Source organism: Curvibacter sp. GW821-FHT09D12 (assembly GCF_059416245.1).
This window is the reverse complement of the sequence record NZ_JBWKOU010000022.1, coordinates 34,067-49,741: the sequence shown is the minus strand read 5'-3', so window position 1 is coordinate 49,741 and position 15,675 is coordinate 34,067. Positions and strand designations below refer to the sequence as shown.

The 15,675-nt window shown below is 66.1% G+C and carries 14 protein-coding genes; 6 read left to right on the top strand and 8 right to left on the bottom strand.

Features of this window, described 5'->3' with window-relative positions; genetic code table 11:
* Window positions 1-13: 13 nt before the first annotated feature.
* From mrdA to AC07PT_RS24880, 4 genes are all read right to left on the bottom strand, one after another.
* Window positions 14-1,996, bottom strand: coding sequence for a penicillin-binding protein 2 (gene mrdA / locus AC07PT_RS24895; protein ID WP_492350075.1), 1,983 nt, complete (start codon window positions 1,994-1,996; stop codon window positions 14-16).
* Window positions 1,993-2,514, bottom strand: coding sequence for a rod shape-determining protein MreD (mreD, locus tag AC07PT_RS24890; RefSeq protein ID WP_492350076.1), 522 nt, complete (start codon window positions 2,512-2,514; stop codon window positions 1,993-1,995). Before mreD ends, mrdA begins: the two co-directional genes overlap by 4 nt.
* On the bottom strand, window positions 2,511-3,428 hold the full coding sequence (mreC, locus tag AC07PT_RS24885) for a rod shape-determining protein MreC (protein ID WP_492350077.1): 918 nt from the start codon (window positions 3,426-3,428) through the stop codon (window positions 2,511-2,513). Before mreC ends, mreD begins: the two co-directional genes overlap by 4 nt.
* 83 nt (window positions 3,429-3,511) lie before the next feature.
* Window positions 3,512-4,555, bottom strand: a complete 1,044-nt coding sequence (locus AC07PT_RS24880) for a rod shape-determining protein (RefSeq protein WP_019577858.1) — start codon at window positions 4,553-4,555, stop codon at window positions 3,512-3,514.
* Between the two features lie 235 nt (window positions 4,556-4,790).
* Here AC07PT_RS24880 and gatC point away from each other — a divergent pair, with 235 nt between their 5' ends.
* The 3 genes from gatC to gatB are packed head-to-tail and all read left to right on the top strand — an operon-like array spanning window position 4,791 to window position 8,050.
* The gene (gatC, locus tag AC07PT_RS24875; RefSeq protein WP_019577859.1) at window positions 4,791-5,090 is read left to right on the top strand and encodes an Asp-tRNA(Asn)/Glu-tRNA(Gln) amidotransferase subunit GatC; all 300 of its coding nucleotides are present in this window, start codon (window positions 4,791-4,793) and stop codon (window positions 5,088-5,090) included.
* Window positions 5,091-5,102: 12 nt separating this feature from the next.
* A complete protein-coding gene (gene gatA / locus AC07PT_RS24870) occupies window positions 5,103-6,596 on the top strand; it encodes an Asp-tRNA(Asn)/Glu-tRNA(Gln) amidotransferase subunit GatA (RefSeq protein WP_492350078.1) in 1,494 nt (497 codons plus the stop codon).
* Between the two features lie 2 nt (window positions 6,597-6,598).
* Entirely contained in the window at window positions 6,599-8,050 is a 1,452-nt protein-coding gene (gene gatB / locus AC07PT_RS24865; RefSeq protein ID WP_494658486.1) for an Asp-tRNA(Asn)/Glu-tRNA(Gln) amidotransferase subunit GatB, read from the top strand.
* Window positions 8,051-8,109: 59 nt separating this feature from the next.
* Here the strand turns inward: gatB and AC07PT_RS24860 are convergent, their stop codons facing one another.
* Together AC07PT_RS24860 and pyrE are read right to left on the bottom strand one after the other, a co-directional pair.
* Window positions 8,110-8,733, bottom strand: a complete 624-nt coding sequence (locus tag AC07PT_RS24860) for a DUF4124 domain-containing protein (RefSeq protein ID WP_492350080.1) — start codon at window positions 8,731-8,733, stop codon at window positions 8,110-8,112.
* A gap of 3 nt (window positions 8,734-8,736) precedes the next feature.
* Complete coding sequence (pyrE, locus tag AC07PT_RS24855) at window positions 8,737-9,435, bottom strand: orotate phosphoribosyltransferase (protein ID WP_494658485.1); 699 nt, start codon at window positions 9,433-9,435, stop codon at window positions 8,737-8,739.
* Between the two features lie 10 nt (window positions 9,436-9,445).
* Between pyrE and AC07PT_RS24850 the strand changes: the two genes are divergently transcribed.
* Window positions 9,446-10,234 (top strand): exodeoxyribonuclease III, encoded by a 789-nt coding sequence (locus tag AC07PT_RS24850; RefSeq protein ID WP_492350082.1) that lies wholly within the window; start codon window positions 9,446-9,448, stop codon window positions 10,232-10,234.
* A gap of 164 nt (window positions 10,235-10,398) precedes the next feature.
* Window positions 10,399-11,388 (top strand): Tim44 domain-containing protein, encoded by a 990-nt coding sequence (locus tag AC07PT_RS24845; protein ID WP_494658484.1) that lies wholly within the window; start codon window positions 10,399-10,401, stop codon window positions 11,386-11,388.
* A 10-nt stretch (window positions 11,389-11,398) separates the two neighbouring features.
* On the opposite strand, the gene AC07PT_RS24840 is transcribed toward AC07PT_RS24845, so the two are convergent.
* A complete protein-coding gene (locus AC07PT_RS24840; protein ID WP_492350084.1) occupies window positions 11,399-12,283 on the bottom strand; it encodes a LysR family transcriptional regulator in 885 nt (294 codons plus the stop codon).
* A 371-nt stretch (window positions 12,284-12,654) separates the two neighbouring features.
* Here AC07PT_RS24840 and AC07PT_RS24835 point away from each other — a divergent pair, with 371 nt between their 5' ends.
* On the top strand, window positions 12,655-14,610 hold the full coding sequence (locus tag AC07PT_RS24835) for a GspE/PulE family protein (RefSeq protein WP_492350085.1): 1,956 nt from the start codon (window positions 12,655-12,657) through the stop codon (window positions 14,608-14,610).
* Between the two features lie 27 nt (window positions 14,611-14,637).
* On the opposite strand, the gene AC07PT_RS24830 is transcribed toward AC07PT_RS24835, so the two are convergent.
* Window positions 14,638-15,666 (bottom strand): PfkB family carbohydrate kinase, encoded by a 1,029-nt coding sequence (locus AC07PT_RS24830; RefSeq protein ID WP_494658483.1) that lies wholly within the window; start codon window positions 15,664-15,666, stop codon window positions 14,638-14,640.
* Window positions 15,667-15,675 lie beyond the last annotated feature (9 nt).

Here is a 15,675-nt window from a genome sequence, read left to right as displayed (position 1 = left end):
CCCGCTCGGTGCGTCAACGGCTGCTGCCGCGCGCCGGCAGTTGGCCCTGCGACAGATCGGGCAACCCGGGCACTTCCGACACCTTGCGCGGGGTGCCTATCGGGGTCTGGGCCTGGCCGGCCTGCACGGCGGCCAGGTCCGGCTCGCTGGGGTATTGCTGCATCAGCCAGTAGTCGAACACCCGGCGTGCGATGGGCGCTGCCGTGGCCCCACCCCAGCCCGCGTTCTCGACCACCATGGCCAGGGCGATCTGCGGGTCCTGGGCCGGTGCAAAGGCCATGTACAGCGCGTGATCGCGGTAGCGCTCGGACAGCTTGGCGGCGTCGTATTTTTCGTTTTGCTTGACCGTCACCACCTGGGCGGTGCCGGTCTTGCCGGCGGCCACATAGCCGGCGCCCCGGAAGGCCGTGGCCCCGGTGCCCTCGGTGTTCACACCCACCAGCGCATTGCGAATGACAGCGATGTTGGCGGGCTTGGCGGTCAACTCGGCCTTGATTTCCTGCTGGGTGTCTTGCGACTGGCGCGTCACCACATCGGTCACCTGGCGGACCAGGTGCGGCTTCATCTTGACGCCATTGTTGGCCAGCACGCCCGTGGCCGTGGCCAGTTGCAGCATGGTGAAGTTGTTGTAGCCCTGGCCAATGCCCAGCGAGATGGTCTCGCCCGAGTACCAACGCTTCTGCTCAGGACGCTTGTAGGCGTTGCGCTTCCAATCGGTGGAGGGCAGGATGCCGCGCACCTCACCGAAGATGTCGATGCCGGTGAGCGCACCAAAGCCGAACTTCTGCATCTCGTCGTGGATCAGGTCCACGCCCATGTCGTTGGCCAGCATGTAGTAATAGGTGTCGCACGACTGCACGATCGACTTGTACATGTCCACCGTGCCATGGCCGCCTTCCTTGTCATCGCGGAAGCGGTGGTTGCCGAACATGAAATAGCCCGGGTCGTAGATCGTCTGCTGGGGCGTGCGCTTGCCCGTCTCCAGCGCGGCCAGGGCCATGAAGGGCTTGTAGGTGGAGCCCGGCGGGTAGGTGCCACGCAAGGCCCGGTTCAACAGGGGCTTGTCGGGTGACTCGTTGAGGGCTTGCCAATTCTCCTGGTCGATGCCGTCCACGAACAGGTTGGGGTCGAAAGTGGGCTTGCTGACAAAGGCCAGCACCTCGCCGGTCTTGGGGTCCAGTGCCACCAGGGCACCCCGGCGCTCGCCGAACAGGTCTTCGACCAGCTTCTGCAGCTTGATGTCGATCGACAGCATCACGGTGTTGCCCGGTGTGGCCGGGTGGCTGGCCAGGCGCCGCACGGCGCGGCCACCGGCCGAGGTCTCCATCTGCTCGACACCGGTGATCCCATGCAGCTGCCGCTCGAAGCTCTGCTCCACGCCCAGCTTGCCGATGTACTCGGTGCCTCGGTAGTTGGCTTCGTCGTCCGAATCCTGGATGTCTTCCTTTTCCCTCTGGTTGACGCGGCCGATGTAGCCGATCACGTGGCTGGCCAGCGGCCCATAGGGGTAGTTGCGAAACAGCCGGGCCTTGATCTCGACGCCCGGAAAGCGGAAGCGCTGGGCGGCAAAGCGAGCCACCTCTTCGTCTGACAGCCGGGTGCGGATGGGCAGCGACTCGAAGCTCTTGGACTCTTCGACCAGCTTCTTGAAGCGACGCCGGTCGCGGGCCTGGATGTCGACCACGGTGGCCAGGCCATCGATCACCTCGTCCAGCGGGCCGGCCTTGGAGGGCGTGATCTCCAGCGTGTAGGCCGAGTAATTGGTGGCCAGCACCACGCCATTGCGGTCCACGATCAGGCCGCGGTTGGGCACGATGGGCACCACCGCGGTGCGGTTGTTCTCAGCCTGCTCGGCCAGGTCCTCGTGACGCACCACCTGCAGGTAGATCAGGCGGGCCACCAGCAAAGAGAAACAAATCAACACCACCGCGCCCGCCGCCACCACACGGGTGCGGAAGCGCCACAGGTCGACCTCGACGTTGCGCAGCTCGGTCATAGCGGCCGGTTTTCATCGCGATCCGGCGGACGCCGTTGAGGCGCCAGCAGCACCCAGGACGCCAGCGGCCACAGCAAGGCCTCGAGCGTGCCCGCCAGCAGGAACCAGAAACCCGGAAAGATGCCGCCCAGCAACACCCGCAAAGCCAGCTCGACCAGGTGCGCACCCAGGAACAATGGCAGCAACTGCAGCGCCTGCGACGGCACACTGAACCACAGCAGGCGGCGTTGCATCTGCGTGGCCAGGTAACTCAAGCCGGCATAGACCAGGGCATGCTGCCCCAGCAGCGCCGACTGGTGCACGTCCATGACCAGGCCCAGCACAAAACCCGCGCCAATACCCACCCGCTGGGGCTGATGCACCGACCAGAACATCAGCAACAGCAGCAGCACATCGGGCATGCCCGGCATGCGGCCCAGCGGCAGCAGGTTGACCAGCAGGCCCACCACCACGGAGGTCCAGATGAAGACCGGATTGGCTGGCAGCAAAAGCTGCTGGCCGCTCGCTTTGCCCATCATTTGCGGCCTCCCTTGCGCTGCGGTGCGGCGGGTTCGGGCTGCGGCCGCGGCGGCACCTGGTCGCCCAGGGGGCTCAGCACCATCACGTGACGCGACGCCATCACCAGGCCCAGGGGCACGCAATGGATGCGCGCAAAGGCCGAATCGGCCCGGCGCTCCACCTTGTCCACCCGGGCCACCGGCAGGCCGGGCGGGTAGACGCCGTCGACCCCGCTGGTGGACAGCAGATCGCCGGCCTGCACATCCGCATTGGCAGGCATGTAGCGCAGCTCCAGGCCGCCACCGTTGGCGATCGGGTCGCCATAGGCCACGCTGCGCGCGCCGGTGCGGGTGTTGAGCACAGGAATCGCGAAATCGCGGTCGATCACCAGGGTCACCTCGGCCAGCAGCGGGTCGACCCGTGTCACCTGGCCCAGCACCCCGGCCTCGTCGATCACCGGTGAGCCCAGCGCCACGCCCTTGAGCTGCCCGCGGTCGATGATGACGCGGCGGGTGTAGGGGTCGGGCGCGTCGTACAGCACCTCGGCCGCCTGGGCCTCGGATTTGAATCGCTCATGCAGCCCCAGCAGCTCGCGCAGGCGGGTGTTCTCCTGCTGCAGTTGCTCGACCTGGTTGGCGCGCTGCGACTGCAAGGCCAGCTTGCGGCGGGCCTCTTCTTCGATCGCCTGTGCCGAATTCAGCGACTCGAAGTACTCAGCCGCCGATTGGCTTGCCCGCACCGGTTGCAAGGCCACCCATTGCAGCGGGTACAAGGCCGTGTCGACCGCCGCCCGCAGAGGGTGCGTCAGGTGAAAGCGCGCATCGGCCACCATCAGAAACACCGACAAGGCGCTGAAGAACAACAGCCGGGTCAGCGGTGTTGGCCCTTGCCGGAAAAGCGACGGCGCGTTGCGGTCCAGGGTTCCCAGAGGCATGTTCGGCTAGACCCAGGTGTCACCAGAATCGCAAAAAGCCGGCCGCCTGAACGACGAACCGGCTTGGTGCGGACATGGTGGTGTTATTCGCTCGTGAAGATGCTGCCCAGACGGTCCATGCGCTCCAGCGCGATGCCGCAACCGCGCACCACGCAGGTCAGCGGGTCTTCGGCGACCAGCACCGGCAGGCCGGTTTCCTCGGCCAGCAGGCGGTCCAGGTCGCGCAGCAAAGCACCACCGCCGGTCAGCATCATGCCGCGGTCGGCAATGTCGGCGCCCAGTTCGGGCGGGGTCTGTTCCAGCGCGTTCTTGACGGCCGAGACGATCTGGTTGAGCGGGTCGGTCAGCGCCTCCAGCACTTCGTTGCTGGAGATGGTGAAGCTGCGCGGCACGCCTTCGCTGAGGTTGCGGCCCTTGACTTCCATCTCGCGCACTTCAGAGCCCGGGAAGGCCGAACCGATCTGCTTCTTGATGGCTTCAGCGGTTGGCTCGCCGATCAGCATGCCGTAGTTGCGGCGGATGTAATTGATGATGGCCTCGTCGAACTTGTCGCCGCCCACGCGGACCGAGCCCTTGTAGACCATGCCGCCCAGCGAGATCACGCCGACTTCGGTGGTACCGCCACCAATGTCCACCACCATCGAGCCGCTGGCTTCGGACACCGGCAGGCCGGCGCCGATGCCGGCCGCCATGGGTTCTTCGATCAGGTACACCGCGGTGGCACCTGCGGCCTCGGCCGCGTCCTTGATGGCGCGACGCTCAACCTGGGTGGAGCCACAGGGCACGCAGATGATGATGCGCGGGCTGGGGGCCAGCAACGTGCGCGGGTGCACCATCTTGATGAACTGCTTGATCATCTGCTCGGTGATCACGAAATCGGCGATCACGCCGTCTTTCATGGGGCGGATGGCCTCGATGTTGCCAGGCACCTTGCCCAGCATGGCCTTGGCCTCACGGCCCACGGCCTGGATGACCTTCTTGCCGTGCGGGCCGCCTTCATGGCGGATGGCGACCACAGAGGGTTCGTCCAGCACGATGCCCTTGTCGCGGGCAAAGATCAGGGTGTTGGCAGTGCCAAGGTCAATGGCAAGGTCGGTGGAGAAATACCGACGGAAGGCTCCAAACATTCAAAATCCTCTCAGGCACGGCATGCGCTTCGGCCCGCCGTCGCCTCAATTTTCGGGGTCAGTTACAGGGTCACCAGGGGTCAAAATGAGCGGTTTTTAGCTCAATTACCAGCACTTTGGGGGGTAACGCGACAAAGACGGGATAATACCCGATCCCCTGTGAATAACTTCCTCCGATCCCCTCGGAACACCGCTGCGACAGCGGCTTTTTTCAGATACCACCCGCTCAAACTCTATGGCCCTCACCTCTCAGGACATAGCCCGGATCGCCAACCTGGCCCGGCTGGAACTTCAACCTGCCGAAAGCGAGCGCATGCTCACCCAGCTCAATGGTTTCTTTGACATCGTCGAAAAAATGCGCGCTGTCGACACCACCGGTCTGGAGCCCCTGGCTCACCCGGTGGCCGCCATCCAGGAGGTGGCGCTGCGCCTGCGTGACGACATCGCCAGCGAGCCCAACCAGCGCGAGGCCAACCAGCAAAGCGCGCCCGCCGTCGAGCGGGGCCTGTTCCTGGTGCCCAAGGTGATCGAGTAAGGAATCGTTCGAATGACCTCCCCTGCATTGCATGACCTCAGCGTGGCCGAACTGGCCCGCCAGCTTCAGAAGCGTGAAGTTTCCGCCGTCGAGGCGGCCCAGCATTTTCTCGGCCGCATCCAGGCCGCACCTGAACTCGGGGCTTTTGTCGCCCTGAACGAAGAGGCCACCCTGGCCCAGGCCCGGGCCGCCGATGAGCGGATTGCGGCCGGCCAGGCCCGCGCCCTGGACGGTGTGCCGATTGCACACAAAGATATTTTTGTTACAAAGAGTTTCCCCAGCACCGCCGGCTCCAAGATGCTGGCGGGCTACCAGTCGCCGTTTGACGCCACCGTGGTCACACGGCTGGCCGATGCTGGCGCGGTGACCCTGGGCAAGCTCAACTGTGACGAGTTCGCCATGGGTTCGGCCAATGAGAACTCGGCCATCGCCCCGCTGGGCTTCGAGCAGCCCGCCCCGGTGCGCAACCCCTGGGACCGCAACCGCGTGCCCGGCGGCTCGTCGGGTGGCAGCGCCGCGGCCGTGGCGGCCCGCCTGGCCCCGGCCGTGACCGGCACCGACACCGGCGGCTCGATCCGCCAGCCCGCCAGTTTCTGCGGCATCACCGGCATCAAGCCCACCTATGGCCGGGCCTCACGCTACGGCATGATCGCCTTCGCCTCCAGCCTGGACCAGGCCGGCCCCATGGCCCGCAGCGCCGAAGACTGCGCCCTGCTGCTGTCGGCGATCTGCGGCCCCGACCCGGACCGCGACTCGACCTCGCTCGACGTGCCGGCCGAAGACTTTTCGCGTGGTCTGAACGACTCGATCGAAGGCCTGCGCATTGGCGTGCCGGCCGAGTTCTTTGGCGAAGGCCTGGCCCCTGATGTGCGTGCCGCCGTCGACGCCGCCCTGAAAGAGTATGAGAAGCTGGGCGCCACCCTGGTGCCGATCAGCCTGCCGCGCACCGAACTGTCCATCCCGGTCTACTACATCATCGCCCCGGCCGAGGCCAGCTCGAACCTGAGCCGCTTCGACGGCGTGAAGTTCGGCCACCGCGCCAAGGACTACGGCGACCTGACCGACATGTACAAGAAGACCCGCGCCGAAGGCTTTGGCGACGAGGTCAAGCGCCGCATCATGATCGGTGCCTATGTGCTGTCGCACGGTTACTACGACGCCTACTACCTGCAGGCGCAGAAGATCCGCCGCATGATTGCCGACGACTTCCAGCAGGCCTTCAAGCAATGCGACGTGATCGCCGGCCCGGTGGCCCCCACCGTGGCCTGGAAGCTGGGCGAGAAATCAGCCGACCCGGTGGCCAACTACCTGGCCGACATCTTCACCCTGCCCGGCTCGCTGGCCGGCCTGCCCGGCATGAGCCTGCCGGCCGGCTTCGGCGAAGGCGGCATGCCCGTGGGCCTGCAGCTGATCGGCAACTACTTCGGCGAAACCCGTCTGCTGAACGCCGCCCACCGCTTCCAGCAAGCCACTGACTTCCACCTCCGCCGTCCGGAGAGCATCTGATCATGAGCAGTCAACCCAAACTCGTGCACGGCTACGAAGTCGTGATCGGCTTCGAAACCCATGCCCAGCTCTCCACCCAGAGCAAGATCTTCAGCCGAGCGCCCACGGCCTTTGGTGCCGAACCCAACACCCAGGCCTGCGCCGTGGACCTGGCCCTGCCCGGCACGCTGCCGGTGATGAACAAGGGCGCCGTCGAACGCGCCATCGAGTTCGGCCTGGCGATCGGCTCGCACATCTCGCCCAAAAGCATCTTCGCGCGCAAGAACTACTTCTACCCGGACCTGCCCAAGGGCTACCAGATCAGCCAGTTCGAGATCCCGGTGGTGGTCGGCGGCCAGGTCGAGTTCTTCCTCGGTGACGAGAAGAAGACGGTGCGTCTGGTACGCGCCCACCTTGAAGAAGATGCCGGCAAATCGCTGCACGAAGACTTCATCGGTCAGTCGGGCATCGACCTGAACCGTGCCGGCACGCCGCTGCTGGAGATCGTGACCGAGCCCGACATGCGCTCCAGCGACGAAGCCGTGGCCTACGCCAAAGAGCTGCACAAGATCGTCACCTGGATCGGCATCTGCGACGGCAACATGCAGGAAGGCAGCTTCCGCTGCGACGCCAACGTGTCGGTGCGCAAACCCGGCCAGCCCCTGGGCACCCGCCGCGAGATCAAGAACCTGAACAGCTTCAAGTTCATGCAGCAAGCCATCGACTACGAGGTGCGCTGGCAGATCGACCAGATCGAAGACGGCCATGCCATCCAGCAGGCCACCGTGCTGTTCGATCCCGACACCGGCGAAACCCGCGCCATGCGCACCAAGGAAGACGCAGCCGATTACCGCTACTTCCCGGACCCCGACCTGCCCCCACTGGTGATCGCCGACGAATGGGTGCAGCGCGTGAAGGCGGCCATGACCGAGCTGCCGCGCACCATGGCCGCCCGCTTCGTGGCCGACTACGGCCTGCCCGAGTACGACGCCACCACCCTGACCCAGAGCAAGGCCATGGCGGCCTACTTCGAGTCGGCGGCCAAGGCCAGCGGCCAGCCCAAGCTGGTCAGTAACTGGGTGATGGGCGAGCTGTCACGCCGCCTCAACAGCGGCGAAGCCAGCATCGAGACCGCTGCCGTGAGCGCGGCCCAGCTGGCGGCCCTGGTGGGCCGCATTGCCGATGGCACCATCTCCAACAACGCCGGCAAGCAAGTGTTTGAAGCGCTCTGGAGTGGCGAGGCCAGCGAAGTCGACGCCGTGATCGAAGCCAAGGGCCTCAAGCAGATGAACGACTCGGGCGCGCTCGAGAAGATCATCGACGAGGTGATTGCCGCCAACGCCGACAACGTGGCGCAGTACAAGGCCGGCAAGGACAAGGCTTTCAACGCCCTGGTGGGCCAGGTGATGAAGGCCAGCAAGGGCAAGGCCAACCCGGGCCAGGTCAACGAACTGCTCAAGAGCAAACTGGCCTGAGGCCAGAGCGAGCGCCTACGCCTGTGTCAGCACCGGGGCCCGCACGGCCCCGGGTGCGCTCAGCGGGCGCCACCCCAGAGCAGGGTCAGGCGCGTCAGCTCGCGGTCAAAACGCTGATTGATGCGTTTTTTCTCCTGCGCCTGCTCCTCGATGAAGCGCAGTTGCGCCTGCTCGGTCGCCAGGTTGTCCTGGCGCCGCATGCGCAGCGCCAAAGGTGCTTTGTTCGGGTCGTGGCGGTAAAACTCGAACTCGGTGTCAATGGCCTTGCGCTGGGCCTTGAGATCATCGATGCGACGCTGCGCCAACACCACCACCTCGTCAACCTGCTTCAGCGACTCGCCACGCTCCGCGTCGTGCGAAGCCCGGTCTGGGTAGCGCGCCAGCAGGGCGCGGTCGCGGCGCTTTTCTTCCAGGACCCGCGCCTGCTCCTCTTCGGCCTGGCGTTGACGAGCCTCCTCTGAGGCGCGCTCCTGGGCGGTCTGGCTGGGGGGAATCTGGCGTTTGACGGTCCCGCTGGGGTTGAGCTCGCGTTGCTCGCGGTCCAGGCACTCGGGAATGGGCCGGTCTGAGGTGATGCGACGGCCCTTGCCGTCCACGCAGGTGAAGATGGCTTGGGCATGGGCAAGCTGCAGTCCACTGTGGACTGCCAGCAAGCCCATCACGGCCCAAACCCTGATCGTCACTCTTTATCCTTCGCTGACTCCGTAGCGTTGGCGATAGGCCAGAACACGCTCGTGATCTGCCGCCGAACCACCCTGCCCGGTTTGTTGCAGATACTGTAACAAGTCCGCCAGCCTGGCGATGGCACAAACCTGCAAACCCAGCCGATCCCGGACATATTGCACAGCGCTGTAAGGCACGTCCTGCCCGTTTTCGGTGGCTTTCTCCTGACGGTCCAGGGCCAGGGCCACGGCATGGGATTGGGCCCCGGCCGCCTGGATGATGGCAATCGACTCGCGCGCGGCAGTCCCGGCCGACATCACATCGTCCACGATCAGCACCCGCCCCTTCAACGGCGCGCCCACCAGGGTGCCGCCCTCGCCATGGTCCTTGGCCTCTTTGCGGTTGTAGGCAAAGGGCACGTTGCGGCCCAGGCGGGCCAGCTCGATCGCGACCGCCGCGGCCAGTGGAATGCCTTTGTAGGCCGGGCCAAAAATCATGTCGAACTCGATGCCGCTTTCCAGGATCCGTTTTGCATAGAATTCGGCCAGACGGCCCAGCTTGGCGCCATCGTCAAACAGCCCGGCATTGAAGAAGTAGGGGCTCAGGCGGCCCGCCTTGGTCTTGAATTCACCAAAGCGCAGCACCCCTGCATCCACCGCAAACTGCACAAAATCCTGGGCCAGCAGGTCTTGACCAGACCCTTGCACGCTCTCAACCACCATGGGGAATTCCTTGTTCAAATTAACCAGCCTCAATCTCAACGGCATCCGTTCGGCCACCACCAAGGGCGTCGAAGCCTGGATTGCGGCCACCCAGCCGGATTGTATTTGTGTGCAGGAGATCAAGGCCCAGGCCCCCGACCTGGCCGGCCGCTTCGAAGAGCTCGCGCAGCTCAAGGGGTACTTTCATCTGGCCGAGAAAAAGGGCTATTCAGGCGTGGGCGTCTACACCCGTCACGCGCCCAGCGACGTGGTGGTCGGCTTCGATGGCGGCGAGTTCGATGCCGAAGGTCGCTATGTCGAATTGCGCTTTGACACCCCCCAGCGCAAGTTCTCGGTCATCAGCAGCTACTTCCCCAGCGGCTCTTCGGGCGAGGAGCGCCAGCAGGCCAAGTTCCGCTTCCTGGCGCTGATGCACCCGCACTTGATGGCCCTGAAGCAACAGCGCGACTTCGTGCTGTGCGGCGACATCAACATCGCCCATCAGCAAGCCGACCTGAAAAACTGGAAGGGCAACCAGAAGAACAGTGGCTTTCTGCCCGAAGAACGCGCCTGGATGACCCAGTTGCTGGCCGATGGCGTGGTCGACGTCTACCGCCGCCTGCAGCCCGACACCACCGAGGCCTGCTACACCTGGTGGAGCAACCGCGGCCAGGCCTACGCCAAGAACGTGGGCTGGCGCCTGGACTACCACCTGGCCACCCCCGCCATCGCCGAGACCGCGCGCACCGAGGCCATCTACAAGGGCGAGAAGTTCAGCGACCACGCACCGATCACGGTGGAGTACGAGCTGGCGCTCTGACACCGCGCCGCCCATCGATGGCGCCCGGCCAGCCGCCAACGGGCTGAGCAGCACCGGATTTGATTCAGGTTTTTTAGGAATGAGGATCCACTAAACCCAGCTTTTTTTTGAGCGTCTTCCTGCTTACGCTGCGCCCAGGATCATTTTTCATCCAGGAGCAGACCATGAAGAAACTCTTAACCGCACTGGCCGTGGTGCTGTCGCTGGGCCTGGCGACCGCCTCCATGGACGCCGAGGCCGCCAAACGCATGGGCGGCGGCAAGTCCGTCGGCACCCAACGCGAGGCGGTGCAGAACAAGGCCCCGTCCAGCCCGGCCACCCAGGCCAACCCCAGCGCGGCGCCCGCAACAGCGGCCACGCCAGCCGCTGCCGCCGGCACGGCCGCAGCCCGCAAGCCCTCCTGGGCCGGGCCGCTGGCCGGCCTCGCCGCCGGCCTGGGCCTGGCGGCCTTGGCCTCGCACTTCGGCTTTGGCGAGCAGTTGGCCTCCATGATGATGATGGGCTTGCTGGCCGTCGCCGTCATGGCCGTGATCGGCTTCGTGCTGCGCCGGCGCGCCCAGGGCAGCCCGGGCACTGGCCAAGCGGCTCCAGGCCTGATGCCGGCCGCCATCGGTCCTCAAGTCGCCCCAGGGGTCGGCCCCGGTGCGCCCTACGCCACCGCGCCTCAAGCCACGCAGCCGCAGAACGCCTACAAAGTTGCGACGCCATCCAGCCCACTGGGCACCGGGTCCGGCTCGCTCATCGGCTCGGCCCTGCAACCGGTGGCTCAACAAGCCGCGATTCCGGCGGACTTCGATCGGGCGGGCTTCGAGCACCATGCCAAGTCCAACTTCGTCCGGCTCCAGGCGGCCTATGACAGCGGCCAGCTTGACGCCCTGCGCGAGTTCACCACGCCGGAGATGCTGGCCCAATTGCAACAGGAATTCGGAGAGCGTGGCGCAGCCCCGCAACGCGGTGAAGTCCTGCAACTCGAGGCCCAGGTGCTCGACGTGGCGCAAGAACCCCCGCGCTACCTGGTGAGCGTCCGCTTCACCGGCTTCATCCGCTACGGCGCGGGCATCGACGATGAGGTGTTCGACGAGGTCTGGAACCTGAGCAAGCCCCTGGCAGGTGCCGGCGGCTGGGTGCTGGCCGGGATCCAGCAGACCGCCTGAGAGCCCGGCCTCAGGCCGCCGCCTGCAGCAGCCGCTGCACGATGGGGTGCTGCACCTTGCGCTCGGTGCCAATGGCATAGAAATGCTCGGTCACCCCCTCGCAAGGGCCAATGCGGCGCACCGGGTAGTGGGACTGCAGATCCTCATGCGCCAGCTCGGAAGCCGGAAACACCCCCATGCCACTGGCGCCGAAGGTCTTCAGCAGCGCACTGTCCTCGAACTCACCGACTACCCGGGGCCGCACCCCCTGCTGCTCGAACCACTGATCCAGGCGGGCCCGCAAGGCCGTGTGGCCCGTGGGCAGCAGCACCGGCACATCGGCCAGGCTGGCCGGGAAGTGGCGGCTGCAAGACTGGGCCATGGCCGCCGTGCCATACCAGGCGATCGACGAGGTGCCCATGAGGTGGCTGTAGAGCTTGATGTTCGGATTGACGGGTGCCGGCCGGTCGGACAGCACCACATCGAGCCGGTGCAGCGCCAATTCACCGAGCAGGTCGTCCAGTTCGCCTTCATGGCACAGCAGGCGCAGGTGCGTGACCTCCATGATCGGGTTCAAGAGGCTGCGCACCACCAGCTTGGACAAGCCGTCACAAATCCCCACGGCCAGCCGCACCATGGGCGCGCTGACCGCATCGCGCACGCGGGTGGGCAGGCTCTCGCCGAGCTGGAAGATCTGGTCCGCCTGCTGCATGGCGGCCATGCCCGCATCGGTCAGCACCAGCCCTCGCCCGGCCGGTTTGAGCAGCGCATAGCCCAACGAACGCTCCAGCTCTCGGACCTGGGCACTGATGGTCTGCACCGCCATGCCCAACCGCTCGGCCGCCTTGGAGATACCGCCCTCCTTGGCGACCACCCAGAAGTAATACAGGTGCTTGTAATTGAAAGAGGCGCTCATGACGAAAGCTCTGTATTTTCAGGAACCTTGATGCGAAATTATCTGCTTTCAATGAAGTCATTGCCCCCCAGTCTTTGAGACGCCATTCACTCACTGGAGATCGTCATGCAGGTCATTTTCGAGTCTCGCCCCCTGACGGCACCGGCTGCACGAGCAGGCCGTGAGCACAGTGGGGGCCGGCGAAGTCGCCATGACCCCACCTGCCGAGGTCTGATAACACACCCAGGCTCACACAAGCTTTAACATATAGTTACATCACGCGCTGACCCTGTGCTGCACAGGGCCCGGGAAGGACGCGATCAGGTGACAGGGCCCCAGCAAGAAGGGCCAGGACCTGAAACCCACCAAGTCCTTTTTTTGATCGCGCCTTCATGACTGCACCGCCAGCCACCGCTTTGAACCCACCTCTGCGCCCCGCGACCAGCCGCGAACTCTGGGACGGCCTGCATGCCCACCACCCCACCCTGAGCCGGGCCCGGCACCTGGGTGAGGCCCTGCAGCAAAGCGGGCTGGTCGGACGCGCCACCATCGAAAGCGCCCTGGCCCACCAGCAAAAGCAACGGCACAACGCCCCCGCGGGTGAACACCAGGACAGGACCCTGCTCGGCCAGATTCTGGTGCGCAACGGCATTCTGAGCGAGGCGCAATTGCAGGCCGCCATTGCGGCCTGGCTGGGCAGCCCCGTGATCGACCCGCGCCAGCTCTCACCCGACCCCGCCGCACTGGCCCTGGTGCCCCACCATGTGGCCGAACGTGAATCCGTGCTGCCGCTGCTGCTCGAAGACGAGGTGCTGGTGCTGCTGATGGCCGACCCCTGGGATCAACGCCTGCTCGATGAGCTGCGCTTCCTGACCCAGCACCGCCTGCTGCCGGCCCTGGCCGCCCCCGGTACCTTGCAGCCTACCATCGCGCGCTTCTATCCGCGTCGGACCGGCACCACCGGACCAACGGGCACCCCGGCCACGGCGGACGCCCCCAAGGTGCTCGACGCGCACGCGCTGGCCAGTGAACTGGCGCCTGCCGGCGACGTGGAAACCCACGTCGACCCGACCCAGGTCAGCGAATCGGACAACACCCTGGTGCGCCTGATCAACACCCTGATCAGCGAGGCCCAGGCCCACCGGGCCTCGGACATCCACATCGAGATGCAGCCCGCACCGGCACCGGTGCGCATCCGGCTGCGCGTGGATGGCCGCCTGATCAACTACCTCGAAGTGCCCTGCCACTGGCGTTTCGCACTCGTCACCCGGCTCAAGATCATGGCCGGGCTGGACATCTCGGAGCACCGCAAGCCGCAGGACGGCAAGATCGACTTCTCGCGCTTTGGCAACTCACGCCTGGAGATGCGCATGGTCACCGTGCCCACCTCGCAGGGCCTGGAGGACGTGGTGCTGCGCCTGTTGGGCAGCCACCGCCCGCTTCCGCTGGACAGCATCGGCCTGAACCCCGACAACCTGCTGGCCCTGCGCGCCATGGCCCAGAAAAGCTACGGCCTGATCCTGGTCTGCGGCCCCACGGGCTGCGGCAAGACCACCACCCTGCACTCGCTGATCCGCGACATCAACACCGAGGACCGCAAGATCTGGACCGCAGAAGACCCGGTCGAGATCACCCAGGAGGGCCTGCGTCAGGTGCAGATCAACCCGCGCATCGGCTGGACCTTTGCCGCCGCCATGCGCACCTTTTTGCGTGCCGACCCCGACGTGATCATGATCGGCGAGATGCGCGACGAGGAGACCGCCCGCATCGCAATCGAGGCCTCGCTCACCGGCCACCTGGTGTTGTCCACCCTGCACACCAACTCGGCCCCCGAAAGCGTCGGGCGTCTGCTGGAGATCGGGCTCGACCCCTTCAACTTCTCCGACTCGCTGCTGGCCATCCTGGCCCAGCGCCTGGTGCGCCGGCTGTGCCCGCATTGCCGCGAAGCCCAGCCCGCCACCACCGAGGCACTGCAGGGCCTGGCCCGTCAGTACCTGCTCAGCGCCTGCGATGGTGTGGCCCAACCCAGCGCTGAAGATGTTCAGCACCAGGTCGAGCAATGGCAACACACCCACGGCCGGGGGCCACAAGGCCTGATGCTGTACCGCGCCCACGAAGCCGGCTGCCCGCACTGCGAGCACCATGGCTACCAGGGCCGGCTGGGGCTGCACGAGCTGATGCTGAGCAATGACACCATCCGCGGCCAGATCCGCCACCGCGCCAGCGGCAGCGAGCTGCGCCAGAGCGCCCTGGCCGCCGGCATGAAGACCCTGCGCCAGGACGGCATCGACAAGATGCTGCACGGCCTGACCGACCTGAACGAGGTGCTGGCGGCTACCAACCTGTGAGCGCCGCGGTGGCCGGGGCTTGAGCGCTCAGTGCGGCAGCGCCAAGGCCCGGGACTGCAAGCTGTGCTGCGCCCGCCAGGCCTGGGCCTCGGCCCAGTGTGGCGGCACACAGCCGCGCTGCTGCACGCACAGGCTGGCACAGGCCAGGGCATGGCCGAGCAGGGCCTGCGCATCGTCGCCCGACAAGCGCTGCAGGCGGTCGGCCCAGTTCGACGCCTCCAGCGGTGAAGGCAAGCGCTGCAGCAAGGCCGCCAGCAGGCCCGCCAGAAAGCTGTCGCCCGCCCCCACGGTATCGACCACTGTCAAGGCATCGGTCTCACGCGCCTGCCAGGCCGCCCCCGGCCTGGTCAACAGACAGGCCCCCTCGGCCCCCAGGGTCAGCAGCAGCCAAGGGCAGCCCGATTGGCGCTGCAAGTGCACTGCACGCTCCAGTGCCGTGTCGCCGGGCAGCGCCAGGTGCAGCAAGTCTTCGTCACTGACCTTCACGATGTGGGCCTGGGCCAGCACCGCCAGCACATGCTGTCGGTAGGCCTGCAGATCCGGCATCACCGAGGGTCTCAGGTTGGCGTCCACCACCACACCGCGCCCGGCCGCACGCTGGGCTTGCAGCCAGGGCAGGTAGATGCCCGCATCGCGGGCATCCAGCGCCAGGCCGCCGGTGCAGACCAGCTCCAGGCTGTCATGAGGCCGCAGGGCCTGGGCCAGCCCCTGCGCACTGACCTGCCGGTCGGCCACGCCCTCACGGTAGAAGGCGTAATCAGGGTGCCCGTCGGCATTGAGCCCCACCAAGGCCAGCGAGGTGGCCTGGGGCACGGGCTCGGCTTGCGCGAGACGCACGCCATCGCGCAACAACTGGGCCTGCAGTTCACGGCCAAAGCGGTCACGTGAAAACGGGTTCAGGTACAGCGTGCCCACGCTCTGGCAGGCCAGGGCGCGGGCCAGGTTGTACACCGCCCCGCCCAGACAGGGTTGGTAGTGGCCGTCGGCCAGGCCCACCAGGTCAATCAAGGCTTCGCCGGCAACAGCCACGCGCAGTGGCAAAGGGGATTCGGTCATGGCAGTCGG

Bases quoted from the DNA above. Each gene is read 5' to 3' on its own strand.
- mrdA (WP_492350075.1), bottom strand. From the start codon at position 1,996: ATGACCGAGCTGCGCAACGTCGAGGTCGACCTGTGGCGCTTCCGCACC.
- mreD (WP_492350076.1), bottom strand. From the start codon at position 2,514: ATGATGGGCAAAGCGAGCGGCCAGCAGCTTTTGCTGCCAGCCAATCCG.
- mreC (WP_492350077.1), bottom strand. From the start codon at position 3,428: ATGCCTCTGGGAACCCTGGACCGCAACGCGCCGTCGCTTTTCCGGCAA.
- AC07PT_RS24880 (WP_019577858.1), bottom strand. From the start codon at position 4,555: ATGTTTGGAGCCTTCCGTCGGTATTTCTCCACCGACCTTGCCATTGAC.
- gatC (WP_019577859.1), top strand. From the start codon at position 4,791: ATGGCCCTCACCTCTCAGGACATAGCCCGGATCGCCAACCTGGCCCGG.
- gatA (WP_492350078.1), top strand. From the start codon at position 5,103: ATGACCTCCCCTGCATTGCATGACCTCAGCGTGGCCGAACTGGCCCGC.
- gatB (WP_494658486.1), top strand. From the start codon at position 6,599: ATGAGCAGTCAACCCAAACTCGTGCACGGCTACGAAGTCGTGATCGGC.
- pyrE (WP_494658485.1), bottom strand. From the start codon at position 9,435: ATGGTGGTTGAGAGCGTGCAAGGGTCTGGTCAAGACCTGCTGGCCCAG.
- AC07PT_RS24845 (WP_494658484.1), top strand. From the start codon at position 10,399: ATGAAGAAACTCTTAACCGCACTGGCCGTGGTGCTGTCGCTGGGCCTG.
- AC07PT_RS24840 (WP_492350084.1), bottom strand. From the start codon at position 12,283: ATGAGCGCCTCTTTCAATTACAAGCACCTGTATTACTTCTGGGTGGTC.
- AC07PT_RS24835 (WP_492350085.1), top strand. From the start codon at position 12,655: ATGACTGCACCGCCAGCCACCGCTTTGAACCCACCTCTGCGCCCCGCG.
- AC07PT_RS24830 (WP_494658483.1), bottom strand. From the start codon at position 15,666: ATGACCGAATCCCCTTTGCCACTGCGCGTGGCTGTTGCCGGCGAAGCC.